General features: G+C 66.2%; 21 protein-coding genes. 13 read left to right on the top strand and 8 right to left on the bottom strand.

Going from position 1 to position 25,381, the window contains the following annotated elements; genetic code table 11:
* Positions 1-4: 4 nt before the first annotated feature.
* Positions 5-454, bottom strand: a complete 450-nt coding sequence (gene dut, locus ACLIJ1_RS03295; protein WP_411364048.1) for a dUTP diphosphatase — start codon at positions 452-454, stop codon at positions 5-7.
* A gap of 208 nt (positions 455-662) precedes the next feature.
* Here dut and ACLIJ1_RS03290 point away from each other — a divergent pair, with 208 nt between their 5' ends.
* The 3 genes from ACLIJ1_RS03290 (at position 663) to ACLIJ1_RS03280 (ending at position 3,343) form a co-directional block, all read left to right on the top strand.
* Positions 663-1,205, top strand: a complete 543-nt coding sequence (locus ACLIJ1_RS03290) for a TRAP transporter small permease subunit (RefSeq protein ID WP_411364047.1) — start codon at positions 663-665, stop codon at positions 1,203-1,205.
* Between the two features lie 46 nt (positions 1,206-1,251).
* Positions 1,252-2,811: a TRAP transporter large permease gene (locus tag ACLIJ1_RS03285; protein ID WP_411364046.1), complete on the top strand. Its 1,560-nt coding sequence runs from the start codon at positions 1,252-1,254 to the stop codon at positions 2,809-2,811.
* A gap of 67 nt (positions 2,812-2,878) precedes the next feature.
* Complete coding sequence (locus tag ACLIJ1_RS03280; protein WP_411364045.1) at positions 2,879-3,343, top strand: hypothetical protein; 465 nt, start codon at positions 2,879-2,881, stop codon at positions 3,341-3,343.
* Positions 3,344-3,408: 65 nt separating this feature from the next.
* Here the strand turns inward: ACLIJ1_RS03280 and ACLIJ1_RS03275 are convergent, their stop codons facing one another.
* The 4 genes from ACLIJ1_RS03275 to xseB form a co-directional block, all read right to left on the bottom strand.
* Complete coding sequence (locus ACLIJ1_RS03275; protein ID WP_411364044.1) at positions 3,409-4,488, bottom strand: TRAP transporter substrate-binding protein; 1,080 nt, start codon at positions 4,486-4,488, stop codon at positions 3,409-3,411.
* Between the two features lie 210 nt (positions 4,489-4,698).
* Entirely contained in the window at positions 4,699-6,594 is a 1,896-nt protein-coding gene (dxs, locus tag ACLIJ1_RS03270) for a 1-deoxy-D-xylulose-5-phosphate synthase (protein ID WP_411364043.1), read from the bottom strand.
* Between the two features lie 39 nt (positions 6,595-6,633).
* Positions 6,634-7,539, bottom strand: coding sequence for a polyprenyl synthetase family protein (locus tag ACLIJ1_RS03265; protein WP_411364042.1), 906 nt, complete (start codon positions 7,537-7,539; stop codon positions 6,634-6,636).
* Positions 7,536-7,805, bottom strand: coding sequence for an exodeoxyribonuclease VII small subunit (xseB, locus tag ACLIJ1_RS03260; protein WP_411364041.1), 270 nt, complete (start codon positions 7,803-7,805; stop codon positions 7,536-7,538). Before xseB ends, ACLIJ1_RS03265 begins: the two co-directional genes overlap by 4 nt.
* Before the next feature lie 237 nt (positions 7,806-8,042).
* On the opposite strand from xseB, the gene ACLIJ1_RS03255 reads away from it, so the two are divergent.
* From ACLIJ1_RS03255 to ACLIJ1_RS03235, 5 genes are all read left to right on the top strand, one after another.
* On the top strand, positions 8,043-9,188 hold the full coding sequence (locus ACLIJ1_RS03255) for an aromatic ring-hydroxylating oxygenase subunit alpha (RefSeq protein ID WP_411364040.1): 1,146 nt from the start codon (positions 8,043-8,045) through the stop codon (positions 9,186-9,188).
* A complete protein-coding gene (locus ACLIJ1_RS03250) occupies positions 9,188-10,078 on the top strand; it encodes a DMT family transporter (protein ID WP_411364039.1) in 891 nt (296 codons plus the stop codon). The genes ACLIJ1_RS03255 and ACLIJ1_RS03250 overlap by 1 nt, the downstream gene beginning before the upstream one ends.
* 86 nt (positions 10,079-10,164) lie before the next feature.
* Entirely contained in the window at positions 10,165-11,043 is an 879-nt protein-coding gene (locus tag ACLIJ1_RS03245) for a sulfurtransferase (RefSeq protein ID WP_411364038.1), read from the top strand.
* Positions 11,044-11,115: 72 nt separating this feature from the next.
* Positions 11,116-13,668, top strand: a complete 2,553-nt coding sequence (locus ACLIJ1_RS03240) for a PAS domain S-box protein (RefSeq protein WP_411364037.1) — start codon at positions 11,116-11,118, stop codon at positions 13,666-13,668.
* Entirely contained in the window at positions 13,665-16,229 is a 2,565-nt protein-coding gene (locus ACLIJ1_RS03235) for a PAS domain S-box protein (RefSeq protein WP_411364036.1), read from the top strand. Before ACLIJ1_RS03240 ends, ACLIJ1_RS03235 begins: the two co-directional genes overlap by 4 nt.
* A 17-nt stretch (positions 16,230-16,246) precedes the next feature.
* On the opposite strand, the gene ACLIJ1_RS03230 is transcribed toward ACLIJ1_RS03235, so the two are convergent.
* Entirely contained in the window at positions 16,247-17,071 is an 825-nt protein-coding gene (locus tag ACLIJ1_RS03230; protein WP_411364035.1) for a ZIP family metal transporter, read from the bottom strand.
* Positions 17,072-17,138: 67 nt separating this feature from the next.
* Complete coding sequence (locus ACLIJ1_RS03225) at positions 17,139-18,038, bottom strand: dienelactone hydrolase family protein (RefSeq protein ID WP_411364034.1); 900 nt, start codon at positions 18,036-18,038, stop codon at positions 17,139-17,141.
* Between the two features lie 182 nt (positions 18,039-18,220).
* Here ACLIJ1_RS03225 and ACLIJ1_RS03220 point away from each other — a divergent pair, with 182 nt between their 5' ends.
* Positions 18,221-19,780, top strand: coding sequence for an alkaline phosphatase D family protein (locus tag ACLIJ1_RS03220; RefSeq protein WP_411364033.1), 1,560 nt, complete (start codon positions 18,221-18,223; stop codon positions 19,778-19,780).
* Between the two features lie 21 nt (positions 19,781-19,801).
* Here ACLIJ1_RS03220 and polA read toward each other — a convergent pair whose 3' ends face one another.
* On the bottom strand, positions 19,802-22,591 hold the full coding sequence (polA, locus tag ACLIJ1_RS03215) for a DNA polymerase I (RefSeq protein WP_411364032.1): 2,790 nt from the start codon (positions 22,589-22,591) through the stop codon (positions 19,802-19,804).
* Between the two features lie 76 nt (positions 22,592-22,667).
* On the opposite strand from polA, the gene ACLIJ1_RS03210 reads away from it, so the two are divergent.
* The 4 genes from ACLIJ1_RS03210 to ACLIJ1_RS03195 all read left to right on the top strand — a co-directional run bounded on the left by ACLIJ1_RS03210 (position 22,668) and on the right by ACLIJ1_RS03195 (position 25,271).
* Positions 22,668-23,006 carry a hypothetical protein gene (locus tag ACLIJ1_RS03210; RefSeq protein WP_411364031.1) on the top strand — a complete coding sequence of 113 codons (339 nt, stop codon included), beginning with the start codon at positions 22,668-22,670 and terminating at the stop codon, positions 23,004-23,006.
* A 7-nt stretch (positions 23,007-23,013) separates the two neighbouring features.
* Positions 23,014-24,024 carry a homoserine kinase gene (locus tag ACLIJ1_RS03205; protein ID WP_411364030.1) on the top strand — a complete coding sequence of 337 codons (1,011 nt, stop codon included), beginning with the start codon at positions 23,014-23,016 and terminating at the stop codon, positions 24,022-24,024.
* A gap of 9 nt (positions 24,025-24,033) precedes the next feature.
* Positions 24,034-24,810, top strand: coding sequence for a BPSS1780 family membrane protein (locus tag ACLIJ1_RS03200; RefSeq protein WP_411364029.1), 777 nt, complete (start codon positions 24,034-24,036; stop codon positions 24,808-24,810).
* A 173-nt stretch (positions 24,811-24,983) separates the two neighbouring features.
* Positions 24,984-25,271: a hypothetical protein gene (locus ACLIJ1_RS03195; RefSeq protein WP_411364028.1), complete on the top strand. Its 288-nt coding sequence runs from the start codon at positions 24,984-24,986 to the stop codon at positions 25,269-25,271.
* Positions 25,272-25,381 lie beyond the last annotated feature (110 nt).

Raw genomic sequence — 25,381 nt, 5'->3', positions numbered from 1 at the left:
CGCGTCAGCCCCGACCGGTCGATCCGTATCCGCCGGCACCACGCTCACTGGATTGCGAGAACTCGCTGACTACGTTGAAGCGCGCCTGCACCACCGGCACGATCACCATCTGCGCAATGCGCTCCATCGGCTCGATCGTGAACGCCACGTCGCTGCGGTTCCAGGCACTGACCATCAACTGGCCCTGGTAGTCGCTGTCGATCAGTCCCACGAGATTGCCCAGCACGATCCCGTGCTTGTGACCCAGCCCTGAGCGGGGAAGGATCACCGCCGCGTAGCCCGGATCGGACAGGTGGATCGCCAGCCCGGTCGGCACCAGTTGCCAGGCGTTGGGTGCCAGGGTCAGTGGCGCGTCCAGACAGGCGCGCAGGTCCAGCCCAGCGCTGCCCGACGTGGCATAGGCGGGCAGCATGTCGGCCATGCGCGGGTCGAGGATTTTCAGATCAATCTGCATGAAATTTCACAATGGTTGTGAGGGAAATTGAGGACGCCTGCGCGCCCTCGTTGTGCAGGGCCCTGCCAAGCTGACAAAGCCCCAACAAGGGCGGTTCTTCGAGGGTTTGCCCTCATGCCCGGGAAGTCCCCCCGAAAGGGCAGGAATCGATAATACGCAACCCGCTGGACCGGCACCCGCCGCCCCCTTGCGGACAGGAGAAACCACCGTGCTTCATTCCCTCATCAAGATCCTTCACTTGATCGACTGGATCACCGAAAAGCTGGGCCATGTCGCGGCGTTTGCCGTGATTTCCGCTGCCCTCATTTCGGCCGGCAATGCCTTTGTCCGCTATGGACTGGACATCACTTCCAATGGCTGGCTCGAGATCCAGTGGTACCTGTTCGGCGCCACCGTGATGCTCGGCGGCCCCTATGTGCTCAAGGTCAACGAGCACGTGCGCGTCGACATCCTCTACGGCAAGCTCAAAGGCTATGCGCCGGTGTGGGTCGACATCATGGGCCTGCTGCTGTTCCTGCTGCCGCTGTGTGGCCTGATGGTCTACCTGACCTGGCCGCTGTTCATGAAGATGTACCTCACCGGCGAAATGTCCAACAACTCCGGTGGCCTGATCCGCTGGCCCGCCATGCTGCTGCTGCCGGTGGGCTTCGGTCTGATGTTCCTGCAGGGTGTTGCCGAGTTGCTCAAACGGCTGCTCTACATCGGCGGCGTGATCAAGATGGACACGCACTACGAGAAGCCGGTGCAGTGAACGGCCCGATCTTCAATCTCCCGGACAAAGACAACAAGGACAACCAATGAGCTTGGAAAACTTTCCGCCCATGATGTTCGCCGGCCTGGTGCTGATCATGCTGATCGGCTTCCCGGTGGCGTTCTCGCTGGGCGCCCTCGGCCTGGCCAGCGGCTTCTACGCGATCGAGATGGGCTGGTTCCCCGCCGGCTTCATGGCCAACCTGCCGCTGAACGTGTTCGGCATCCTCTCCAACGAACTGCTGCTGGCGATCCCGTTCTTCACCTTCATGGGTGCCATTCTCGAGAAGTGCGGCCTGGCCGAGGACATGCTCGACTCGATGGGCCAGCTGTTCGGCCCGGTGCGCGGCGGCCTAGGCTACTCGGTGATCCTGGTGGGCTTCATCCTGGGCGCCATCACCGGCACCGTGGCCGGACAGGTGATTGCCATGGCGCTGATCTCGCTGCCTGTGATGATTCGCTACGGCTACAACATGCGCTACGCCACCGGCGTGCTGGCGGCCTCGGGCACCATCACGCAGCTGGTGCCCCCCTCGCTGGTGCTGGTGGTGCTGGCCGACCAGTTGGGCAAGCCGGTGGGCGACATGTACAAGGGCGCCTGGGGTCCTTCGATCCTGCAGATCCTGATCTTCGCGCTTTACACCTTCGCCATCACCCGCATCAAGCCGGACTACCTGCCCGGCATTCCCAAGGAGGCGCGCACCCTTGACGGCTGGGCCCTTTGGGGGAAGTGCCTGCGCGGCATCATCCCCTCGGCCGTGCTGATCTTCGCGGTGCTGGGTTCGATGGGCGGCCTGCCCGGCATGAACACAGCCATCGCGACGCCGACCGAGGCCGGCGCCATGGGCTGCGTGGGCGCGCTGATCCTGGCGGCCATGCACAAGCGACTCGACAGGCACCTGATGTGGGAAGCGATGGTCAGCACGATGCGCCTGTCGGCCATGGTGGTGTTCATCCTGATCGGCTCGCGCGTGTTCTCCATGGTGTTCCAGGGTGTCGACGGTGCCAAGTGGGTCGAGCACATGCTTTCGCACCTGCCGGGCGGCCAGCTGGGCTTCCTGATCGCGGTGAACGTGTTCGTGTTCTTCCTGGCCTTCTTCCTGGACTTCTTCGAGATCGCCTTCATCATCGTTCCGATGCTGGCGCCGGTGGCCGACAAGATGGGTATCGATCTGGTCTGGTTCGGCGTGCTGCTGTGCGTGAACATGCAGACCAGCTTCATGCACCCACCGTTCGGCTTCGCGCTGTTCTACCTGCGCGGCATCGCAGACACGCTGTTCAAGGAAAAGCGGATCGAGAAACCGATCCTGTCCAAGGACATCTACCTGGGATCGATCCCATGGGTGATCATGCAGCTGATCCTGGTGGCGATCGTGATCTTCGTGCCAGAGACTGTCACCGCCTTCCTCGACAAGGAGGTGGCCATCGACCTGGACAAGGTGCAGATCGAATCTCCAGCCGGCGCGTTCGACGACAAGGCCGCCAGCATGGACGGCATCGAGCAGGCCAAGCCGGATGCGGCGGGAGCCAAGCCTGCCGAAGGCGCCGAAGTCGACCCGATGAAGGCGCTGGAAGAAGCCGCCAAGGGCACCAACAAGCAGCCCTGATCCACTTCGACATCTGCCTCAAGAGCCACCCGCCGGGTGGCTCTTTTTTCTGGAAAGCAACCAACCCATGAACGCCGAACCCTCTGCAGCAGACTCCCTGCGCTTTGAGCAACCCGTCATTGGCCCTGCCTATGGGCGCGTCTACAAGCTGCTGCTGCTGTTCTGCCTGGCAGCGCTGACCGTCTGGGGTGCACGACTGGCCCTGCAGTTGCCGGCCTCGCAGTTGCGGTCACCCTTGACGCTCTGGGGCCTGTGCGGCTTCCTGGTGGTGCTGTACATGGGCATCGTCCTGTTGCGCAGCACCACCACCGTGGGACCGGATCAACTGCGCCAGGCATGGTTCTGGCGCAAGGAAGTGCCGCTGGCGGCCATCAGCGATGCGCGCCTGATGCGCTGGCGCGGCCTGGAGTGGCTGGTGGCGCCTCGCCTGTATGTGCGGTCCGGCCCTGGCCCCTGGATCGGCTACCACGGTGCCAGCCCCGAACTGTGGGCAGCGTTCGAGACAATCGCCCGCGCACGCACCGGGCGCTGAGTCCCGACCGGCCAACAAAAAAACCCCGCCGAGGCGGGGTTTTTTTGTTGGAATCACGCTGCAGATTACAGCTTGGCTGCCTGCATGTAGCGGTCGAACGTGGCTTCGGTGAAGCGGAACCACAGGTTCTGGTCCTTGCGGAAGGCGGAGTAGTCGGCGTACACCTTCTTCCACTTGGGGTTCTTGGCGCTGAGCTCGTCGTACAGGGCCATGGAGTGCTTGAAGGCTTCGTCCAGGATGACCTTGGAGAACGGCAGCACCTTGACGCCGGAACCCACGAGCTGCTTGAGCGCGTTGGGGTTGCGGCCGTCGTACTTGGCCTGCATGTCCACATGGGCGTAGGCCGAAGCGGCATCCAGAACCGCCTGGAATTCCTTGGGCAGCGCGGCGTAGGCCTTGCTGTTGACCAGCAGCGACAGCTGCGGGCCGCCTTCCCACCAGCCAGGGTAGTAGTAGTTCTTGGCAACCTTGTTGAAGCCCAGCTTCAGGTCGTCGTACGGGCCGATCCATTCGGCGGCGTCGATCGTGCCCTTTTCCAGCGCCTGGTAGATTTCGCCGCCGGGGATGTTCTGCGGCACCACGCCCATGCGCTCCATCACGCGGCCGGGGAAACCGCCGGTGCGGAACTTCAGGCCCTTGAGGTCTTCCAGCGTGTTGATTTCCTTGCGGTACCAGCCACCCATCTGGGCACCCGTGTTGCCCATCGGGAAGTTGACGATGTTGAATTCGTTATAGAACTCGCGCATCAGCTTCATGCCGTTGCCTTCGAACATCCAGGCCGTCATCTGGCGGCTGTTCATGCCGAAGGGAATGGCACAGTCCAGGGCGAAGGTTTCGTCCTTGCCGAAGAAGTAGTAGGGGGCCGTGTGGGCGCACTCGATCGAGCCCTGTTGCACGCCGTCCACCACGCCGAAGGCAGGCATCAGTTCACCGGCTGCGTGCACGGAGATGACGAACTTGCCACCGGTCATGTCGCTGACGTACTTCGAGAATGTGTCGGCGGCGCCGAAGATGGTGTCCAGCGACTTGGGGAAGCTGGAGGCCAGGCGCCAGCGGACGGCGGACTGCGCGTACACCGCCGGTGCGGTGCCGGCGGCCAGCACGCCGGCGATGCCTGCGTGCTTGATGAGGGAACGACGATCCATGTGATTTGACTCCGTGGTTGATTTCACGCCCGCCTTTTGGAGGCAGGGACTTCTACAGTCGAGGCCATTGTAGGAAGCGCCCCCCCCTCACCCGTGGGGGTTTTCCCTCGAAATGAGAGCAGCCGAGCGTGGGCATTCAGGCTTTTGCAAGCTTCCGCCTCGCTTTGATCTGTCAGGCGTGAAACGGCTTCACGCGCAGCGTGAAAAAAGTTACGCCGCGACCTTGAGGCCCGCAGTTCCGCCCAGCAAATCGGCAAACCGCTGGCGGATCGAGCGTTCGATGCCGGCTGCATCCAGACCGACATTGGCCAGCAGCTTGGCCGGGTCGCCGTGTTCGATGAACTCATCGGGCAGCCCCAGCTGCAGCACCGGCAGGCTGAGGCCTTCGGCCTGCAGGGCCTCCAGCACAGCACCGCCCGCGCCGCCCATGATGCAGCCCTCTTCCACCGTCACCAGCGCCTGGTGGCTCTGCGCCATCTCGCGCAGCAGGTCCATGTCCAGCGGCTTGGCCCAGCGCATGTTGGCCACGCTCAGGCCCAGCGCCTCGGCCGCCACCAGCGACGGATGCAGCAGGGTGCCAAAGGCCAGGATGGCGATGCCACGGCCGCGGCGGCGCACTTCCCCCTTGCCGAACGGCAGGCCGGCAAGGCTGGCCGGCACCACAGCGCCCACTCCGGAGCCACGCGGGTAGCGCACCGCCACGGGGTGATCCTGTTCGTAGGCCGTGGAAAGCAGCTGGCGCGTCTCCGCTTCGTCGGCGGGACAGGCGACCGACATGTTCGGGATGCAGCGCAGGAAGGCGATGTCGTAGGCACCCGCGTGGGTGGCGCCATCGGCGCCCACCAGGCCCGCGCGGTCCAGCGCGAACACCATCGGCAGCTTCTGCAGCGCCACGTCGTGGATCAGCTGGTCGTAGGCACGCTGCAGGAAGGTGGAGTAGATCGCGACCACCGGCTTCATGCCTTCGCAGGCCAGGCCGGCAGCGAAGGTCACCGCGTGCTGCTCGGCGATGCCAACGTCGAAATAGCGCTCCGGGAAACGGCGGTGGAACTCCACCATGCCCGAGCCCTCGCGCATGGCGGGCGTGATGCCGACCAGCTTGTCGTCCTTCTCGGCCATGTCGCACAGCCAGTGGCCGAACACCTGGGTGAAGGTGGGCTTGGGTGGCGTGGCGGGCTTGACCAGGCCCACGGCGGGATCGAACTTGCCGGGGCCGTGGTAGGCCACCGGATCGGCCTCGGCCTGCTTGTAGCCCTGGCCCTTCTTGGTCACGACATGCAGGAACTGCGGGCCGTCGCCGTGTTCGATCAGGTGCCGAACGTTCTCCAGCGTCGGGATCAGCGAGTCGAGGTCGTGGCCGTCGATCGGGCCGACGTAGTTGAAGCCGAACTTCTCGAACAGGGTTGCCGGCACCACCATGCCCTTGGCATGTTCCTCCAGCCGCTTGGCCAGTTCGAACAGCGGAGGCGCGCCCTTGAGCACGGTCTTGCCAACGTTCTTGGCGGCCGCGTAGAACTGGCCGCTCATCAGCTGCGCGAGGTAGCGGTTGAGCGCGCCCACCGGCGGCGAGATCGACATGTCGTTGTCGTTGAGGATCACCAGCAGGCGGCCGTGTTCGACTCCCGCGTTGTTCAGTGCCTCGAAGGCCATGCCCGCGGTCATGGCGCCGTCGCCGATGATCGCGATCGAGTGACGGCTCTCGCCCTTCATCTTCGCCGCCAAGGCCATGCCCAGCGCGGCCGAGATGCTGGTGGACGAATGGCCGACACCGAAGGTGTCGTACTCGCTCTCGTCGCGGCGCGGGAAACCGCTGACGCCGCCCTGCTGGCGCAATGTGCTCATGCCCTCACGGCGACCGGTCAGGATCTTGTGCGGATAGGTCTGGTGGCCCACGTCCCAGACCAGACGGTCTTCGGGCGTGTTGAACACATAGTGCAGCGCCACGGTCAGTTCGACCGTGCCCAGGTTGGAGCTGAGGTGGCCGCCGGTCTTGGACACGCTGTCGAGCACGAAGGCTCGCAGCTCGTCGGCCAGGGGGCGCAGCTGCGCGCGACTGAGACGGCGCAGGTCGGCCGGCGATTCGATGGTGGACAGGAGGTTGCTCATGGCGAGGTGGGGTTCGCTGCGCAGCGATGCGTCCGGAAATCAGGAAACACGGCGGCCAACCCAGTCGGCCAGCGCGTGCAAGGTGTCGGTGTGGGCCAGACCGCTGGCGTCCAGCGCACGGTGCGCCTGGTCCAGCACCTGGTCGGCATAGTCTTGAGCGCCATCCAGACCCATCAGGGAGACGAAGGTCGGCTTGTCGCTGGCGGCGTCCTTGCCGGCGGTTTTGCCCAGCGTGGCGGAATCGGTGGTGACGTCCAGGATGTCGTCGACCACCTGGAAGGCCAGGCCGAGACTGGCGCCGTAGACCGAGAGATGGGCCTGCACGGCGGCGTCGACGGAGCCGGTCGACACGCCCATCATCACGCTGGCCTGCAACAGGGCGCCAGTCTTGAGCCGGTGCATGGCTTCCAGTGCCGGACGGTCCAGGGCGATGCCCACGCTGGCTAGGTCGACCGCCTGCCCTCCGGCCATGCCGGTGGCGCCGGCCGCCTGGGCCAGCTGGCGGCACAGGCGCGCCGACAGCGTGCCAGCCATGGACCCGTCGTCGGGCACGAGCAACTCGAACGCCAGCGCCTGCAGGGCGTCTCCGGCCAGCAGGGCCTGTGCTTCGCCAAACTTCACGTGCACGGTGGGTTTGCCCCGGCGCAGCACGTCGTTGTCCATGCAGGGCATGTCGTCGTGGACCAGCGAATAGGCATGGATCAGTTCAACCGCACAGGCTGCTCGCATCGCCGCCGCCGCATCGCCCTGCACCGCCTCGCAGGCGGCCAGTGCGAGCAAGGGGCGCAAGCGCTTGCCGCCGTCGAGCACCGCATAGCGCATGGCTTCGCCCAGGCCGGCCGGCGCATCGGCGGACACCCAGGCCGACAGAGCCTGCTCGATGCGCTCCTGCTGCAGCGAGCGCCAGGCGACGAAGCTGGCGTTGTCTGAAAGCACCGCGCTCATTGGCTGTCCCAGGGTTTGAGTTCGCCGCCTTCGAGCACCTTGATCTGGTTCTCCACCGCTTCCAGCCGCGAGCGGCAGAAAGAAAGCAGTTCCGCGCCACGCTGGTAGCGCGTCAGCAGCTGGTCCAGCGGCAACTGCCCGCCTTCAAGCTGGGCAACCAGTTGCTCCAGTTCGCCAAGCGCAGCTTCATAGCTGCTGGCCACGGGCTCGGTGCGTTCTGGCGCACGGGCGCTGCGGGGGGCTTTCGCGGGACTGGAGGATGTCATTCGTAGGGGGTAGGTGACCTGGCGCGGACAAACGCGGATTTTATCCACCGCACGGTCTTGTGGCCCGAACCCACCCTGGCCACAGGGTCCGCAAGGGTACAATCCCGCCTCTTTTTTGTTCAACTGACGGGCCTCATACGCCCGGAGGGACGCAGCACTTCACCCACCCCGCGCCGATCGTTCACCCGTTACGCGCTCCTGCCCCTTCATAGGGGGAGTCTTTAGGTCAAGACCACCATGTCTGATTTGAGTCTTCAACTCCAGCAGGCCGAAAGCCAATTGCCGGTTTCCAGCTATTTCGACGAGGCATTGTTCCGACGGGAACTTGAAACGATCTTCCAGCGCGGGCCCCGCTACGTGGGGCATGCCAACGCCGTTCCCGAGATCGGCGACTACCACGCCCTGCCCCACGAGGGCGAAGGCCGTGCGCTGGTGCGCACCGCCAACGGGGTGGAACTGGTGTCCAACATCTGCCGCCACCGCCAGGCAGTGATGCTCAAAGGCCGCGGCAACCTGGGCCAGAACGCCAAGGGCCACAGCGGCGGCCACATCGTCTGCCCCTTGCACCGCTGGACCTACAACGGTGGCCAGAACGCCGACAGCAAGCTCGGCAGCCTGCTGGGCGCACCGCATTTTTCGCACGATCCCTGCCTGGACCTGAACCGCTACGCCCTGCGCGAGTGGAACGGTCTGCTGTTCGAGGACAACGGCCGCAACATCGAAGCCGACCTGGCCGGCATGGGGCCGCGCGCGGCGCTGAACTTCGACGGCATGGTGCTCGACCATGTCGAGCTGCATACCTGCAACTACAACTGGAAGACCTTCATCGAGGTCTACCTGGAGGACTACCACGTCGAGCCCTTCCACCCCGGGCTGGGACAGTTTGTGACCTGTTCCGACCTGCGCTGGGAGTTCCAGCCGGAGTACTCGGTGCAGACCGTGGGCGCGCAGAACCTGCTCGGGCAGGCCGGCAGCCCGGTCTACCAGCGCTGGCACCAGCAGCTGATGCAGTACCGCAATGGCGCGGCGCCCGAACACGGCGCGATCTGGCTAACCTACTACCCGCACATCATGGTCGAGTGGTACCCGCACGTGCTCACCGTTTCGACCCTGCACCCGATCGGCGTCGACAAGACGCTGAACATGGTGGAGTTCTACTATCCCGAAGAGATCGCCGCGTTCGAGCGCGACTTCGTCGAGGCCCAGCGCGCGGCCTACATGGAAACCTGCGTCGAGGACGACGAGATCGCCGAGCGCATGGACGCCGGCCGCAAGGCCCTGCACCAACGCGGTGACAACGAAGTCGGTCCCTACCAGAGCCCGATGGAAGACGGAATGCAGCACTTCCACGAGTGGTACCGCACCCGGATGAGCACGCCCTGATGCAAGCGCTGTGGATGCTGCTGGCGGCGTTCCTGTTTGCCACCATGGGGGTGTGCATCAAGTTCGCCTCGGTGCATTTCAACAGCTTCGAGATCGTCTTCTACCGCGGCCTGTTCGGCGTCGCGTTCCTCTGGTGGGTCACCCGCGCCCGCGGCGTCTCGCTGCGCACGACGGTTCCGTCCATGCACGTGTGGCGCAGCATCGTGGGCACGCTCTCGCTGACCGCCTGGTTCTATTCCATCGCCATCCTGCCGCTGGCCACCGCGATGACGCTCAACTACATGAGCAGCATCTGGATCGCGGCCTTTCTGCTCGGTGGTTCGCTGCTGATGCAGGGCCGTGATCTCGCCGTGCTGCGCCAGGGACCGCTGTTTGCCACCGTGCTGGCCGGCTTTGCGGGCGTGGCCATGGTGCTGCGCCCCACCATCGCGCCCGAACAGCTGATCGGCGCGCTGGTGGGCCTGGCATCGGGCGTGACCTCGGCGCTGGCCTATCTGCAGGTCTCGGCCTTGTCCAGGGTCGGCGAGCCGGAGACCCGCACCGTGTTCTATTTCTCCCTGGGCGCAGTGTTGGCCGGGGCGCTGGGCATGGTGTTTGTCGGCATGTCCCCGTGGCATTGGCCCGCCGCGCTGTGGCTGCTGCCCATCGGCCTGCTCGCGGTGCTGGGCCAGTTGTGCATGACCCGCGCCTATGCCAGCGGCGCCACCCTGGTGGTCGCCAACCTGCAGTACTCGGGCATCGTGTTCGCCGGCATCTACAGCCTGACCGTGTTCGGCGACCAGATGCCGCTGATTGGCTGGCTGGGCATGGGACTGATCATCGTCAGTGGCATCACCGCCACCGTGCTGCGCGAACGCACGGTGCCCCACGCACCGGCCGAAGAACACTGATGGCGTGCGCGGCTGCACGCCGAGGCGCCCTGTGTAGGCCTTTGGTGTGATCGCCTTGCGCGTCGCTCTGCACCAGAATGCAGAGCATGTTCTCCACCCTTATTTCCTCCCCCCAGCTGCAGGGGCTGATCGACAGCGGCCAGCCCCTGCTGGTCATGGACTGCAGCTTTGACCTGACCAATCCCGCCGCCGGGCGCCAGCAGTTCGAGTCCTCGCACCTTCCCGGTGCGGTGTACGTCGATCTGGACGAGCACCTCAGCGACAAGACCGGCAGCGACCGTGCCAGTGGCGGGCGACACCCGCTGCCATCGCGCGAAACATTCGCCAGGCGGCTGCAGGCGCTGGGTCTGGGCTCGCAGATGCAGGCCGTCGTCATGGACCGCCAGGGCGCCAACTACTGCGGCCGGCTGTGGTGGATGCTCAAGTGGTGCGGCCATGAATCGGTGGCGGTGCTCGATGGCGGCCTGCCCGCCTGGCAGGCCAGCGGCGGCACTGTCGCGGCGGGCCCTTCGGCGCCTGTCGCCGGCACCGATGGATCGTTCCATTTGCGCGCACCTCTGGCGTGGACCCTGGATGCCCAGGAGCTGGCCCGGCAACTGGGTCACCCCGACCTGACCGTGATCGATGCGCGGGGTGCTGCCCGCTTCCGCGGCGAGGTCGAACCGCTGGACCCGGTCGCCGGTCACATCCCCGGGGCGCTCAACCGCCCGTTCACCGACAACCTTGGCCCGGACGGTCTGTTCAAGCCGCCGGCCCAGTTGCGGGCCGAGTTCGAACAGCTGCTGGCCGGGCGCGACCCCGCCAGCGTGGTTCACCAGTGCGGCAGCGGCGTGAGCGCCGTTCCGAACCTGCTGGCGATGGAGATCGCGGGACTGGGCCGAAGCAGGCTCTTTCCCGGCAGCTGGAGCGAGTGGTGCAACACGCCGGGACTGCCTTGTGCCCGGAGTCAAGTTTCCGCCGCCTGAGCCGAAACAGGGGATGCCCGTAAACACATCCACGCCAGCAAATCTGCCAGGGCAGCCCCTCCCCGCCTCCAAGTGACCGCCATCGAACCGTCCTCACACGCGACAACCCAGCTCGCGTTTCGCGCTGCGACGATGCGGGTGATCGCGTGGTTGATCGCGGGCGCCGCCACGGTCGTCGGGCCGCTGGTCTACCTCTCCAGCCCCAATCCCATGGAAACGTGGGCCACAGCGGCGTTGGCCGTCATTGGCTGGGTCACCGTATTGCTGCTGCGGCGGGGATACAGCAGCTACATGCCACATCTGGTCGTGTACTCGGTGCTGACCGCCGCGAGCCTGCAGGTGCTGGCATTCGGGTCGGTGCGCACTGCCGGTGGCTTCCTGTTTGTCGCGGCCGTGGCAGGCGCCGGCATCTTCCTGGGCCGCACGGCGCTGATCGGATCGGTGCTGTACAGCGTGACCTCGTTGGGCCTGCTCACCGTGGCAGAGCTCCGGGGCTGGCTGAAGACGCCCAACTTCCAGGTGGGTGTCAAGGTCTGGCTCACACACGCCACCGTCCTCAGCGTGATCGCGGTGCTGGTGTACTACAGCCGCAGCCGGGCACAAATGGCGTTCGACGCGCAGGTGGCGGAGCTGGAGCACCGCAAGCGCATCGAACAGGAACGCGACCTCAGCAACGAGCGCTTCGCCCGCATCTTCCGCACCAGCCCCAGCCCCATGCTGGCGCAATCGGCGCGCAGCGGAGCCATCCTGGACGTGAACCCGGCCTTCGAGCGCTGCTACCGCTACACGCGCGACCAGTTGCTCGGCCGCGCCGACACCTTCCTCTGGGCCGAACCGGAACAGCGCGCTGCCTATCTGCGGCGCCTGTTCGCGGACCGGCGTGCCGATCAGGAACACGTCACCGGCCTGCGCAGCGACGGCAGCCACTTCGAGGCCCTGATCTCCAGCGAGATGGGCAACGACCCGCAGGACCTGCTGATCATCACCACCGTGACCGACATCACTGAGCAGGACCAGGCGGTCGAGCGCCTGCGCCGTTCCGAGGAGCGCTTCGCCAAGGCGTTCAACTTCAGCCCTCTGAAGATGACCATCACACGGGTGAGCGATGGCACCTTCGTCGAGGTGAACCAGGCAAGAGATCCTGTACAGGGGCTCTACAGAAACGATCTGCTGGGGAAAACCACCCTGGAGGTCGGTGGCTGGCTCAGTCCAAGGGATCGCCAGGTATTCGTCGAGCGCATCTTGCGCGAGGGTCATGTCAGCGGCTACGAAATACAGATGAGGCACGTCGATGGCAGCGTGATCGACGCCAAGATGTGGGCCGAACTGATCGAAATCGATGGTGAGGATTGCATCCTTTCCTGTTTCGTCAACACCGCGGAAGAAAAGCGCCGCGAGGCCCTGCTGCTCAGCGTCGCGCAAGGCATGGCGGGGCAGACCGGCGAGGCCTTCTTCTCCGCGCTGACCCGCCATGTCGCTTTGACGCTCAAGGCCGATCTGGTGGTGGTCGGAGAACTGGAGGACGATGGAAGCATCGAAACTCTGGCGGCCTGGAAAGACGGCACGGCGCTCCCCCATTTCCGCTACGACCCGTCGCTGACCCCCTGCGGAGACACCCTTCGGGGGCCAGACCTGCGCTACCTGGAACACGGACTGGACGCGGCCTACCCGCAGGTGGCCGTGCTCACCGGTGTCCAGGGTGAGGCGCACATCGGTCAGCGCCTGCACGACCAGGACGGCACCGTGACCGGCGTGCTGCAAGCCCTGTGGCGCCAGCCGATCACCCTCAACGCCGAAATGACGGCCCTGATGTCGATCTTTTCGAGCCGGGCCGCCGCGGAGCTGATACGGCTGCGGCGCGAGCGGGAAATCCAGCAGCTCAACGCGACCCTGGAGCAGCGGGTGCGCCTGCGCACGGCGGAACTGGAAAAGCTCAACGCCGAGCTCGACTCCTTCGCCTACTCCGTCTCGCACGACCTGAAATCACCGCTGCGGGCCATCGACGGATTCACCCGCCTGCTGGGCGAACAACTGGAAGGTCGTCTTTCCGCGGACGAAGAGCAGCTGTTCCATCGGGTGCTGGCCTCGACCAGGCGCATGAGCACCCTGATCGCCGACCTGCTGGCCCTGGCCCGGGTCAGCCAGGGCGAACTGGAGCTGGGCCAAACCAACCTCAGCGACATCGCCGAACAGGTGATGCAGGCGGAACAGGCCAAGCAGCCGCAACGTGTCATTTCCTGGGGAATCGAGCCTGGCCTGTCGTGCCTCTGCGATCCGCGGCTGGCCCGCATCGTGCTGGAGAACCTGCTGGGCAACGCCGTGAAATACACCCGCGACCAGCCCGCGCCGATGATCGAACTGCGGCGCCTGCGCGAGGACGGTGCCCGCCCCGGCAGCTTCGTCGTGCGCGACAACGGTGTCGGCTTCAACATGGCCTACGCCGACAAGCTGTTCAAGCCGTTCCAGCGCCTGCACCAGCCCAGCGAATTCGAAGGCACCGGCATCGGACTCGCGACGGTGCACCGCATCGTCGAGCGCCACGGTGGCCACATCGAAGGCGTGTCCCACCCCGGACAAGGTGCCGAGTTCCGCTTTTCGCTCACCCCTGCAGCATCCCGCCTGTGACATCCTTCTATTCCAGCGACCCGCTGGCACCCGACCAGCCCTTGCACCTGCAGCAATACCAGGAGCGTTCGCTGCTGGCGCTGCTGATCTGCATCGGCATCGCGGGGCCATTGGTGTCGTTCGGTGTCTACCTGCGCGATGGCATCGGTCCGCTCACCTGGGTGGCGATCGCATTGACGCTGTGCACCTATGGCCTGTTGCTGCTCTACCTGCGCGGCCCGCGGCGGCTCGTGGCCACGCTGCTGGTCTACATGCTGATCATTGCCTCCGGCGCCGCCACCGCTGCACATGGCACGGTCCGCAGCATGGCCATCCTGGTGATGATGGCCGCCGTGGTGGGTTCGGGCATCCTGCTCTCGCGCCGCAACATGATCGTCAGCGCGGCGCTGGGCATCGTGTTGCTGGCCGTCCTCAACGTGGCCGAGAACGCCGGCATGCTGCCAGTGCCGCCGGTGCACACCGGCTGGGCGGTCTGGATCACGCAGACCGTGGTGCTGGTCAGTCTGGTGATCACGGTCAACTTCGGACGGCGGCGCCTGATCGACTCCTACCACACCCAGCACATCACGCTTGAGCACGCTCGCGAGGTCGAGCACCTGCTGCGGCTGAGCCAGGCGCGCTTCCAGGCCCTGTTCCGCAGCACGCCGGCCGCCTGCCTCGTGCAGTCGCTCGCCACCGGTGACGTGATCGACGCCAACGAAGCCTTCCAGTCGCTGTTCGGCCACCGGCAGAAGGACCTGGTGGGGCACCGCCCTCCTCGGCTGTGGGCCGACCTGGACGAATACACCGCCTTCCGCCGGGCCATCGATGGCCAGGGACGCGTGTCCGGCATGCCGGTGCGCGCACTGCGGCGCGATGGCAGCGTCTTCCACGCCACGATCTATGCCGAGGTGACCGACAGTGGCAGCGAAAAGCTGTTGATCGCGGTGGTGATCGACGTCTCGGCCGAAGTCGCCTCGCGCCACGAACTGGAGCAGTCGCGCGACCGATTCTCCAAAGCCTTCAATTTCAGCCCGTTGGGCATGACCATCACCCGTCTGCGCGACGGCATGTTCGTCGAGGTCAACCCCTCCAACGAACGCGTGCTGGGGTGGAACCGGGCCGATTTCGAGGGCAAGACCGCGACCGAGGTCGGCGTGTGGGTCAGCGATGCCGACCGGCAGCGCTACGTTGAAACCCTGCAGCGCGATGGCCGGCTGCAAGCCCTCGAAACCCGCATGCGCACCAAGTCCGGCTCCGTGGTCGACGTGCGGGTCTGGGCCGAGATCATCGAAATCGACAACGAGCCCTGCGCACTGTCGTTCACCCTGAACGTGGCCGACGAAAAGCGCCGCGAAGCCATGCTGCTGAACGTGGCCAAGGGGGTGTCGGGCGAGACCGGCGAGGCTTTCTTCCGTTCACTGGTCGAGAGACTGGCCAGCGCCATCGGCGCGGACGGCGTGATGGTCGGCGAGGTCGATGCCAGCCATCAGCTGAACACGCTGGCAACGGTCTGGGACGGCGTGCTGCAGCCCAACGTCAGCCATGAGTTGCAGGACACCATGTGCGAACAGGCGCTGCAGCAGCCGGAACTGCTGCGGTTCCATAGCCCCACGGCCACCCACCTGCCGCTGGTGCCACCGTTTGTCGAAACCGGGCTGCGCGCCTTCGTCGGCCTGCCGCTGCGCGACGCCGACGGCTCGGCGGTCGGCCTGCTCACCGCCGTCTGGCGCCAGACGCCGCCGCAGGACTCGCAGATCGACGCCCTGCTGACCATCTTCGCCAGCCGCTGCAACGCCGAGCTGCTGCGGCTGCAGCGCGACCGCGAAATCCGCAAGCTGCACGACACCCTGGAGCAGCGCGTGGCCGCCCGCACAGCCCAGCTGCAATATCTCAACCGCGAGCTGGATGCCTTCGCCTACACCGTCTCGCACGACCTGAAGTCGCCGCTGCGATCGATCGACGGCTTCAACCACCTGCTGCGCGAACAGCTGGCCCCGCGCCTGACGCCCGACGACGAACTGCTGTTCGAGCGGGTGGACGCCTCGGTGCAGCGCATGAACCGGCTGATCACCGACTTGCTCGCACTGGCGCGCGTGAGCCAGGGCACGCTGCAGCGCATGCACACCGACATCAGCGAGCTGGCCCAGGACGTGATCCGGCAGGAGCGCCACCGGGACCCGACGCGGCAGGTGAGGATCGACATCGACCAGGGACTGATCGCCGACTGCGACCCGCGGCTGGCGCACATCGTGCTGGAGAACCTGCTGGGCAACGCCTGGAAATACACGCGCCACACGGCCGAACCGCACATCACGCTGCGGCTGGAGCACGCCGCCAATGGCGGCCCGGCGGTTTTCTGCATCGAAGACAACGGTGCCGGCTTCGATCCCTCGCGCGCCGACCGCCTGTTCAAGGCCTTTACCCGCCTGCACGCCAGCAACGAGTTCGAGGGCTCGGGCATCGGCCTGGCCACGGTGCGGCGCATCCTGGAGCGCCACGGCGGCCACATCCGCGGCGAAGGCGCTGTCGGTCAGGGCGCGCGCTTCGAGTTTTCCTTCGGCAGTGGCGCCCTGCACTGAGCGCCGCTGGAGGCCGCTCAGTGCGAGTGGGCCATGCCGCTGACCAGCGACACCAGGGCAATGCCGGCCAGCAGCCAGGCCACCTGCGCCACCGTCTCCCGCATGCCCAGGCGCTTCTGCAGCTGGGGAATCAGGTCGGCCAGCGCCACATAGACGAAGCTGCTGGAGGCCGCGACCAGGAAGTACGGCAGGTAGTCGTGCAGCTGTTCGAGCAGGAAATAGCCCACCAGGCCGCCCAGCGCGGTCACCGTGCCCGCCAGCGACACCTTCACCAGCGCCGCACGCCGGGTGCGCGAGGTCTGCTGCAGCACCACCAGATCGCCCATGTGGTGCGGCACCTCGTGCGCCAGCACCGCCAGCGCCGTCACCATGCCCAGCCGCATGTCGGCGACAAAGGCCGAGGCGATCAGGATGCCGTCGCCAAAGGCATGCACGCTGTCGCCCGCCAGTACCGTCCAGCCGCCCGAGCGCTGGCCGTGGTCGTGGTGATCCGCGTGACCGTGTTCATGCCCGTGGGCATGGTCGTGACCGTGGTCGTTCGGCAGGCCCTCTGCGACGCCATGGTGGTGTTCGTGGCCGTGGTGCCAGAGCTCTGCCTTGTCCAGCAGGAAGAAGAACACCAGACCACCCAGCAACAGGCCGAACAGCGTGTGCGCGTCGGCCTGGCTTTCGAAGGCTTCGGGCAGCAGGTGCATGAAGGCGGTCGCCATCAGCGCGCCGGCCGCCAGGCTGAGCATGTGCTGGGTGAACCGCGCTAGCATCGCCATGCCCAGCACGGCGGCCAGCCACACGCTGCCCACGCCGGCCGCCACGGTGCCCAACAAAATCGCAATCAGGGTCATCAGAATCCGTCCGCCAAAAGAAAGGGCCGCAACCGCGGCCCCGATGTGGGAGTCGGCAGCGCCGTGGTCAGGCCACGCCGTTCTGCTGGAACCAGGCCAGCGCCCGCTTCCATCCGTCTTCGGCCGGCTCCTTGCGGAAACTCGGCCGGTAGTCGGCGTGAAAAGCGTGCGGCGCCTCCGGGTACACCACAAAGTTCGAGGCCTTGGCCGCGGCATTGCCGGCCGCCAAGGCAGATTTCATCTTATCAACCGTGTCAAGCGGGATGCCGGTGTCGGCGCCGCCATACAGACCCAGCACCGGGCCGTAAAGCTTGGCCGCAATGTCGACCGGATGCTTGGGCGTCAGCTCGCTGGCCTGACCGACCAGCCGCCCGTACCAGGCCACGCCCGCCTTGACCGCCGGGTTGTGCGCGGCGTAGAGCCAGACCTGGCGGCCACCCCAGCAGAAACCGGTCACGCCCAGCTTGCTGGTGTCGCCGCCGTTGGCTGCGGCCCATTTCACCGTGGCGTCCAGATCGCCCATGACCTGGGCATCGGGCACCTTGCCGATCACTTCGGACATCAGCTTGGCAATGTCGCCATAGCCCTTGGCGTCGCCCTGGCGCACAAACAGCTCGGGCGCAATGGCCAGATAGCCCGCCTTGGCAAAGCGGCGCGCGGTGTCGGCGATGTACTCGTGCACGCCAAAGATCTCCGACAGCACCAGCACCACTGGCAGGCCGGTCTTGCCGGCCGGCGCCGCGCGGTAGGCCGACAGCTTGAAGCCGTTGACGTCGATCGTGACCTCGCCGACGGTCAGGCCATCGGCAGAAGTCTTGACCGCGGTCTGGGCCAGCGTGGGCAGGACGGCGGCCGCATAGCCCACGCCGAGCGCAGCCTTGAGGGCGGTCCGGCGGTTGGCCTGCCCTCGGGCGGGATCGGCGTCGATGAGGGCATGTCCGTCGGTGATCAGGTCGGTGTTCAGCATCGGGGGCTCCTTGCGGTGGTGGGTGGAAACGTCGGGTCAGGATGGAAAGGGCGTGGCGCCCCGGAAGTGGACCGACAAACCGGCCCGAGGTTCCCGGACGCCCGAAACCATCCTCCGGGTGGGGCTTGTCACCCAACCGCAAAGCCCCGACCATCGGCCGGAATCACTCGCGGGGAGGCGACATGATCCAGACCGGGCCCATTCTGCAGTTTCTCGGATGCCAGAGCGGCGTCTGGGGCATCAGCCTGCTGGTGATCTGCGACGCAGACGACCCCCAACCCGCCCTGCGTCTCAAGGGTGCCGCCGAGCTGGTCGACGGCCGCAGCGGCACGGTGCCCGGCCTGTCAGCAACCGCCTGGCGTTTCGACATCGCGGTGAAACAGACCGCGGCGGCACAGACCGTCGACTACCGCGTGGCCGGCCAGGACCACCAGTTCCAGGTGCCCGCACTCGGCGCCACCCCGGCCATTGCCTATTTCTCCTGCAACGGTTTCTCCGACGCCCGCGCCCGCAAGACCACCCGCCAGCCCAACGCCATGTGGGACCGTCTTGACCGGCTGCACCGCGAGCGCGACACCGTGGGCGACACCCGGTTCGGCCCGCTGGAGCTGCTGCTGATGGGCGGCGACCAGATCTACAGCGACGAGATCTGGTCGGTGGTCGACGAGCTGCGCGTCTGGAGCGGCCTGGACTGGCACACCCGCAGCACGCTCCCCCTGACCGCCGGCCTGCGCGCCGCACTGAAGAAGCACTTTGCGACCTGCTACCTCGAACGCTGGAGCCAGCCCGCCACCGCCCGGCTGCTGGCCTCGGTGCCCAGCGTGATGATGTGGGACGACCACGACATCATCGACGGCTGGGGCTCACACCCCGCCGACCTCCACGCCAGCCCGGTGTTTCAGGGCATCTTCGCCGCCGCGCGCGAGGCTTTCGAGTTGTTCCAGCGCCAGATGCTCGGCGCCCCGCCGCCGGCCACCCTGCCCGGCCAGCCGTCGCACCACAGCGCCTACCGTTTCGGTGACACTGCGCTGCTGGTGCTCGACACCCGCAGCGAACGCCAGCCGGCCCACGTCCGCACAACCACCGACGGCGCCACGCACCTGATGCCCGAACAGGTCATCAGCCCGACCGGCTGGACAGCGGTCTATGCCTGGCTCGACCAGCAACGGGCGACCGGCGACTTGCGCCATCTGCTGGTGATGAGCAGCATCCCGGTCATGCACCCGGGTTACGCGCAGCTGGAAAGGATGCTCGGCGCCCTGCCCGCGATCGAAGAACTCGAAGACGACCTGCGCGACCATTGGACCAGTCCGGCGCACCAGGCCGAGCGTCTGCGGCTGGTCCACCGCCTGCTGGATGCGGCACACAGCGGTGTCCGGATCACCATGCTCTCGGGCGATGTGCATGTGGCTGCCACCGCCGTCATCGAGCGGGACCAGCCCGATCTGCCAATGCCCCAACGCAGCCTGGTGCAACTCACCGCCAGCGGCATCACCCACCCCGCCCCGCCTGGCGTGGCGCGTTACTTCCTTGAGCAAGCCTGTCTGGAGACTGAAACGCTGGAACCGGGCATCACCGGCCGCATGGACCCCTTGCCCGGCAACGGGCGACGGGTTCTCGGTTGCCGCAACTTCCTGACCCTGCAGGCCGACCCGCCCGGCGGACAGGGGCGGCTGTGGGCCAACTGGTGGGCCGAAGGCGAGCCGCAGCCGATGACGCAAGTGATCCAGCCGGCCCGCTGACCCGTTGGTGCGCGCTAGGGGTCAGTGCGCCTGGTCCCAGTTGGGACCAACGCCGACCTCGGCCAGCAGCGGCACCTTCAGATCGGCGACCGCGGCCATCAGGCGCGGGATCTCCACACGCAGCCAGTCCACCTCGGCTTCAGGCACCTCGAACACCAGTTCGTCGTGCACCTGCATGATCATCCGGGTGCCCTTGCCCTGATCGTCCAGCGCTTTCTGCACCGCCACCATGGCCAGCTTGATCAGGTCGGCCGCCGTGCCCTGCATGGGCGCGTTGATGGCCTGGCGCTCCAGCGCGGCCAGCTTGGCGCCCTTGGCATTCTGGATATCGGGCAGCACCAGCTTGCGGCCGAACACGGTTTCCACGTAACCCTGCTGCTTGGCCAGCTCGCGGGTGTCGTCCATGTACTGCTTGACGCCGGCAAAGCGCGCGAAATAGCGGTCGATATAGGTCTTGGCCGCCGCGTTCTCGATGCCCAGCGACTTGGCCAGGCCGAAGGTGCCCATGCCGTAGATCAGGCCGAAGTTGATGGTCTTGGCGTAGCGGCGCTGTTCGCTGCTGACCTCGGCCGGCGTGATGCCGAACACCTCGGCCGCGGTGGCGCGGTGCACGTCGTGGCCTTCGTGGAAGGCGCGCAGCAACGCGTGGTCGTCGCTCAGGTGGGCCATGATGCGCAGCTCGATCTGCGAGTAGTCGGCGCTGGCGATCACGTGGCCCGGCGCGGCGACAAAGGCCTCGCGCACCTTGCGGCCTTCTGCGGTGCGGATCGGAATGTTCTGCAGGTTTGGGTCGTTGCTGGACAGGCGCCCGGTCACGGCCACCGCCTGCGCGTAGTGCGTGTGGACTCGGCCTGTGCGCGGATTCGCCAGCTGCGCCAGCTTGTCGGTGTAGGTGCCCTTGAGCTTGATGAGGCTGCGGTGCTCCAGGATCTTGGCCGGCAGCGGGTAGTCCTCGGCCAGCTTCTCCAGCACTTCTTCGTCGGTGCTGCGCGCGCCGGTAGCGGTCTTCTTGATCACCGGCAGACCCAGCTTGTCGAAGAAGATCTCGCCCAGCTGCTTGGGGCTGCTGAGGTTGAACGGCTGGCCCGCAATTTCGTACGCTTCCTGCTCCAGCGCGAAGATGCGCTGGCCCAGTTCGTGGCTCTGCTTGGCCAGCGTGGGCGCGTCGATCAGCACGCCGTTGCGCTCGATGCGGTAGAGCGTCTCGCTGCTGGCAATTTCCAGTTCGTAGATGAACTTCAGTTTCGCGTCGGCTTCGATCTGCGGCCATAGCACGCGGTGCACGTCCAGCGTCTGGTCGCTGTCTTCGCACGAGTACTCGGCCGCCTTGGCCACATCCACCTGCGCGAACGGAATCTGGTGCGCGCCCTTGCCGCACAGGTCTTCGTACCGGATGCCGCTGCGGCCCAGGTGGCGCTCGGCCAGGCTGGAGAGGCCGTGCGGCTTGTGCACTTCGAGCACATAGCTTTGCAGCATGGTGTCGTGCACATAGCCCTGCACCTCGATGCCGTGGTTGGCGAAGACGTGGCGGTCGTACTTGATGTGCTGGCCGAGCTTGTGTCTGGCCGGGTTCTCCAGCCAGGCTTTGAGTTTGGCGAGCACCTCGTCCAGCGGCAACTGCTCGGGTGCGTCCGGGCCCGCGTGCATGAGCGGGATGTAGGCCGCTTCGCCCGGCGTCACGCTGAACGAGATGCCGACGATGGTGGCGACCATTTCGTCCAGCGAGGTGGTTTCGGTGTCGATGGCGGTCAGGTCGGCGGTTTCGATCTTCGCCAGCCAGGCATCGAAGGCGTCCCAGGTGAGGATGGTGTCGTAGGCCAGGTTGCTGGTTCGCGGAGCGGCCGCGGAAGGCTCGGCGAACAGGTCGTTGGTGCCGCCCGGTGCGGCAGCGGGTGCCGGCGCAGGCGTTTCGCCACCACCCAGCGCCTTGGCCAGGCCCTTGAAGCCGTAGGTTTCGTAGAAGCTGCGCAGCGGCTCTTTTTGCGGCTCACCCATGCGCACCGCGTCCAGCGCGGGCAGCCCGGGCACCCAGCCATTGAGTTCGCAGTCGGTCTTGATGGTCAGCAGTTGGCGGCCGGTGGGCAGCCAGTCGATCGCTTTGCGCAACTTCTCGCCCACGGCGCCCTTGATCTGGTCCGCCTGCGCGATGAGGGCGTCCACTGAGCCATATTCCTGCAACAGCTTCACGGCGGTCTTGGGCCCCACGCCTTGCACCCCGGGCACGTTGTCGACCTGGTCGCCCACCAGCATCTGGTAGTCCAGCATCAGGCGCGCGGGCACACCGAACTCGGCCTCCACCCCGGCCAGATCGCGCAGCTTGCCGCTCATGGTGTCGATGATGGTGATGTGCTGATTGACCAGCTGCGCCAGGTCCTTGTCGCCGCTGCTGATCAGCACTTCGATGCCCTGGCTGGCGGCAGCCACGGCCAGGGTGCCGATCACGTCGTCGGCCTCGACGCCCGGCACGTCCAGCACCGGCCAGCCCGACAGCCGCACCACCTCGTGGATCGGCGTGATCTGGCTGCGCAGGTCGTCCGGCATCGGACTGCGCTGGGCCTTGTACTCGGGGTAGATCGCGTCGCGGAAGGTCGGGCCCTTGGCATCGAACACGCAGGCGGCCCAGGTCGACGGGTAGTCCTTGAGCAGCTTCTGCATCATGTTGATCATGATGCGGATGGCGCCGGTCTTGAGCACCGTGCCGTCGGGCAGGGTGGTGCTCATGGCCTCGCCGCCGGCGAAAAAGGCGCGGTAGAGGTAGCTGGAGCCGTCGACGAGCAGCAGGCGCGGGGTGGGCGTGGTGGATTCGGACATGGGGGGCATTGTCGGGGAAACCTGGGGAAAGCCGGCGCGGGTGGTACTGGCGGTCCGCGCCTACTTACAATGGGGCATGCGCGCCCTTTTCCTCTCCCTGTCCCGCCGTGTGTTGCCCGTCGTGGTCCTATGCGCAGCCTTGCCTGCCCTGGCCCAGACCGGCGCCGCCAAAGTCACCCCCGCCGAATCCGCTCCGCTGCCTGCGGGCGAGACCAAGGCGATCGAGCGCATCTCCCATGAAGACGCGCTCTCGCGCATCGAAGAAGTGCGCGTTGGCGGTGAAACCCGCAGCATCGACGTCAAGCCCAAGAACGGCGCGTCCGGCTACGAAATCAAGCCGCTGTCGGGTGCCGACAACCCCTCCGAAGGACAGGGCAGCACCGGGCGCAGCCGCTGGCGCATCCTCAGTTTCTGATTCCCCGATGGCTGTCTACACCGAAGTCCCGCAGGACGAAGCTGCGGCCTTGCTGCGCGCATTGAACCTGGGCGAGCTGACCGCACTGCGTGGCATCCATGGCGGCATTGAAAACACCAACTATTTCGCCACCACCGTGCTGGACGGCGTGGAAACCGAACATGTGCTGACCGTGTTCGAGCGCCTGGGCTTCGAGCAGCTGCCGTATTACCTGCGGCTGATGAAGCACCTGGCGACACGCGGCATTCCCGTGCCCGAACCGGCCGCCGACGCCAAAGGTGAGCTGCTGCACAAGCTGCAGGGCAAGCCCGCCGCCGTGGTCAACAAGCTGCACGGCCGTAGCGAACTCGCTCCCGCCGTCGCGCACTGCACCGCGGTGGGTGCGATGCTGGCGCGCATGCACCTGGCCGGGCGCGATTTCGAGTTGCAGCAGCCCAACCTGCGTGGACTGCCCTGGTGGAACGAGACCACCCCGGTCGTGCTGCCCCACCTCGATGCCGACCAGAGTGCACTGCTGAAGGCCGAACTCGCGTTCCAGAACCACGTCGCCAGCCTGCCCGCGTACAAGGCCCTTCCGCGCGGACCGGTGCACGCCGACCTGTTCCGCGACAACGTGATGTTCGACGGCGAGACGCTCTGCGGCTTCTTCGACTTCTACTTTGCCGGCAACGACAGTTTCCTGTTCGACCTCGCAGTGACGCTCAACGACTGGTGCATCTTCCACGGCGACCTCGGCGCCGATGGCATGCACGACGAAGCACGCGCGCAGGCGATGCTCGCGGCGTACCAGTCGGTGCGTCCGTTGTCCGCCGCCGAACGCCAGCTGCTGCCCGCCATGCTGCGCGCAGGCGCCCTGCGGTTCTGGCTCTCGCGCCTGTGGGACTGGTACCTGCCGCGCGAGGCTTCGATGCTCAAGCCGCACGACCCGACGCACTTCGAGCGCGTGCTGCGAGAACGGTTGCAGCAGGCCAGCCAGCTGTCCGCCTCAGCGATCGAAGCCGGCGGCGTGCCCGCCTGATTGCCCCGCATGAAGCTTCTCACCGTCCCCGCCGCGACCGGCCTGCAATGGGTGCGCATGGGCGTGCGCACCTTCCTGAAGCAGCCATTGGCGATGGCTGGTCTGTTTTTCATGTTCATGGCCGCAGTGTCGGTGCTGTCCATGCTGCCCTTCCTGGGCGCGGCGATCTCGGCCCTGCTGACGCCAGCCATCAACCTCGGCCTGATGTCGGCCACGCGCGAGGCGGAGGCGGGCCGGTTCCCGATGCCGACCCAGCTGCTGACCGCGTTCCGGGGCGGCCCGGTCCGCACGCGCGGCATGATCACCCTGGGCGGCCTCTACGGCCTTTGCCTGCTGGTGATCCTGCTGCTGGTCGGGGTGCTCGACAGCGCCATGTCGCCGCAGGTCGACACCGCCGCGATGACGCAGGAACAGGCCATGCAGGCCATGCTGTCCAGCCCCGCGCTGTGGATCGGCATGCTGCTGATGATGCCGCTGCAGGTGCTGTTCTGGCACGCGCCTGCGTTGCTGTTCTGGCACGGTGTCACGCCGGTCAAGAGCCTGTTTTTCAGCGCCCTCGCGGCCTGGACCAACAAGGGCGCACTGATGCTGTTCCTCTGTGGCTGGCTGGTGGTGTTCTCGCTGCTGGGCGTGCTGATGAGTGTCTTCCGCATGCTGCTGGGCGGCTCCGAGGCCTCGAGCGCCATCATGTATCCCGCCGTGCTGCTGGTGGTTTCGATGTTCTTCACATCGATCTGGTTCAGCTTCCGCGACAGCTTCTCCGAGACGGAACAACCGACCGATTGAATGGCGTCGCCGTGTCGCCGGAGTTGGCTGCAGTGGCCTCTGGTCCTCAGCTTGTGTCAGCTTTCTTTCACAAAACCGTCATCAAATCCGTCCGCCTGACCGGTAAGCTCAGTCAGACGGATGCCGGACAAAACGACCGGCCCCAATGACCAATATCGGAAGAAAGGCCACATGTGAAAGCCCTCAAAAAAGCCCGCAAGCTGATCGAAACCACGCCGGATTCCAGCGAAGCGCGCATCCTCTCTGCCCTGGTGGTGGCCCTGGAGTCGGAGGCTCCGTTCCCCGTCAACGAGTTGTACAAGCTGAACTACGACGACTTCGAACTTGCGCTGGAGCTGCTGCAGGAATGGCGGCTGGATCGCTACTACATGAGCAAGGTCCGCCTTCTGGATCTGTCCGTCCAGCTGGGCGAGATGGCGAAGTCTGAAACAGCGGCCACCTCGGCCAAGGCCACCGCCTGACCGCAGCGCCTGCGGCTCGTCAGTACCACCATGGCGCGGGTGCAACCCGCTGCCTTTCCTGGAGCCGCCTGCGCTGCAGCGCCAGTAGCTCCACCACCCCGCCCGCCAGT

The sequence above is a fragment of the Hydrogenophaga sp. RWCD_12 genome, assembly GCF_046604225.1.
In the GTDB taxonomy this organism is placed as follows: domain Bacteria; phylum Pseudomonadota; class Gammaproteobacteria; order Burkholderiales; family Burkholderiaceae_C; genus Hydrogenophaga.
Note: the sequence above shows the minus strand (reverse complement) of the source record. Positions and strands in the feature narration are given on the sequence as shown.

Coding starts and splice junctions, on each gene's coding strand:
- xseB (WP_411364041.1), bottom strand. CDS start 7,805: ATGACATCCTCCAGTCCCGCGAAAGCCCCCCGCAGCGCCCGTGCGCCA.
- ACLIJ1_RS03220 (WP_411364033.1), top strand. CDS start 18,221: ATGATCCAGACCGGGCCCATTCTGCAGTTTCTCGGATGCCAGAGCGGC.
- dut (WP_411364048.1), bottom strand. CDS start 454: ATGCAGATTGATCTGAAAATCCTCGACCCGCGCATGGCCGACATGCTG.
- ACLIJ1_RS03255 (WP_411364040.1), top strand. CDS start 8,043: ATGTCTGATTTGAGTCTTCAACTCCAGCAGGCCGAAAGCCAATTGCCG.
- ACLIJ1_RS03225 (WP_411364034.1), bottom strand. CDS start 18,038: ATGCTGAACACCGACCTGATCACCGACGGACATGCCCTCATCGACGCC.
- dxs (WP_411364043.1), bottom strand. CDS start 6,594: ATGAGCAACCTCCTGTCCACCATCGAATCGCCGGCCGACCTGCGCCGT.
- ACLIJ1_RS03265 (WP_411364042.1), bottom strand. CDS start 7,539: ATGAGCGCGGTGCTTTCAGACAACGCCAGCTTCGTCGCCTGGCGCTCG.
- ACLIJ1_RS03245 (WP_411364038.1), top strand. CDS start 10,165: ATGTTCTCCACCCTTATTTCCTCCCCCCAGCTGCAGGGGCTGATCGAC.
- ACLIJ1_RS03200 (WP_411364029.1), top strand. CDS start 24,034: ATGAAGCTTCTCACCGTCCCCGCCGCGACCGGCCTGCAATGGGTGCGC.
- ACLIJ1_RS03280 (WP_411364045.1), top strand. CDS start 2,879: ATGAACGCCGAACCCTCTGCAGCAGACTCCCTGCGCTTTGAGCAACCC.
- ACLIJ1_RS03210 (WP_411364031.1), top strand. CDS start 22,668: ATGCGCGCCCTTTTCCTCTCCCTGTCCCGCCGTGTGTTGCCCGTCGTG.
- ACLIJ1_RS03250 (WP_411364039.1), top strand. CDS start 9,188: ATGCAAGCGCTGTGGATGCTGCTGGCGGCGTTCCTGTTTGCCACCATG.
- polA (WP_411364032.1), bottom strand. CDS start 22,591: ATGTCCGAATCCACCACGCCCACCCCGCGCCTGCTGCTCGTCGACGGC.
- ACLIJ1_RS03205 (WP_411364030.1), top strand. CDS start 23,014: ATGGCTGTCTACACCGAAGTCCCGCAGGACGAAGCTGCGGCCTTGCTG.
- ACLIJ1_RS03285 (WP_411364046.1), top strand. CDS start 1,252: ATGAGCTTGGAAAACTTTCCGCCCATGATGTTCGCCGGCCTGGTGCTG.
- ACLIJ1_RS03230 (WP_411364035.1), bottom strand. CDS start 17,071: ATGACCCTGATTGCGATTTTGTTGGGCACCGTGGCGGCCGGCGTGGGC.
- ACLIJ1_RS03275 (WP_411364044.1), bottom strand. CDS start 4,488: ATGGATCGTCGTTCCCTCATCAAGCACGCAGGCATCGCCGGCGTGCTG.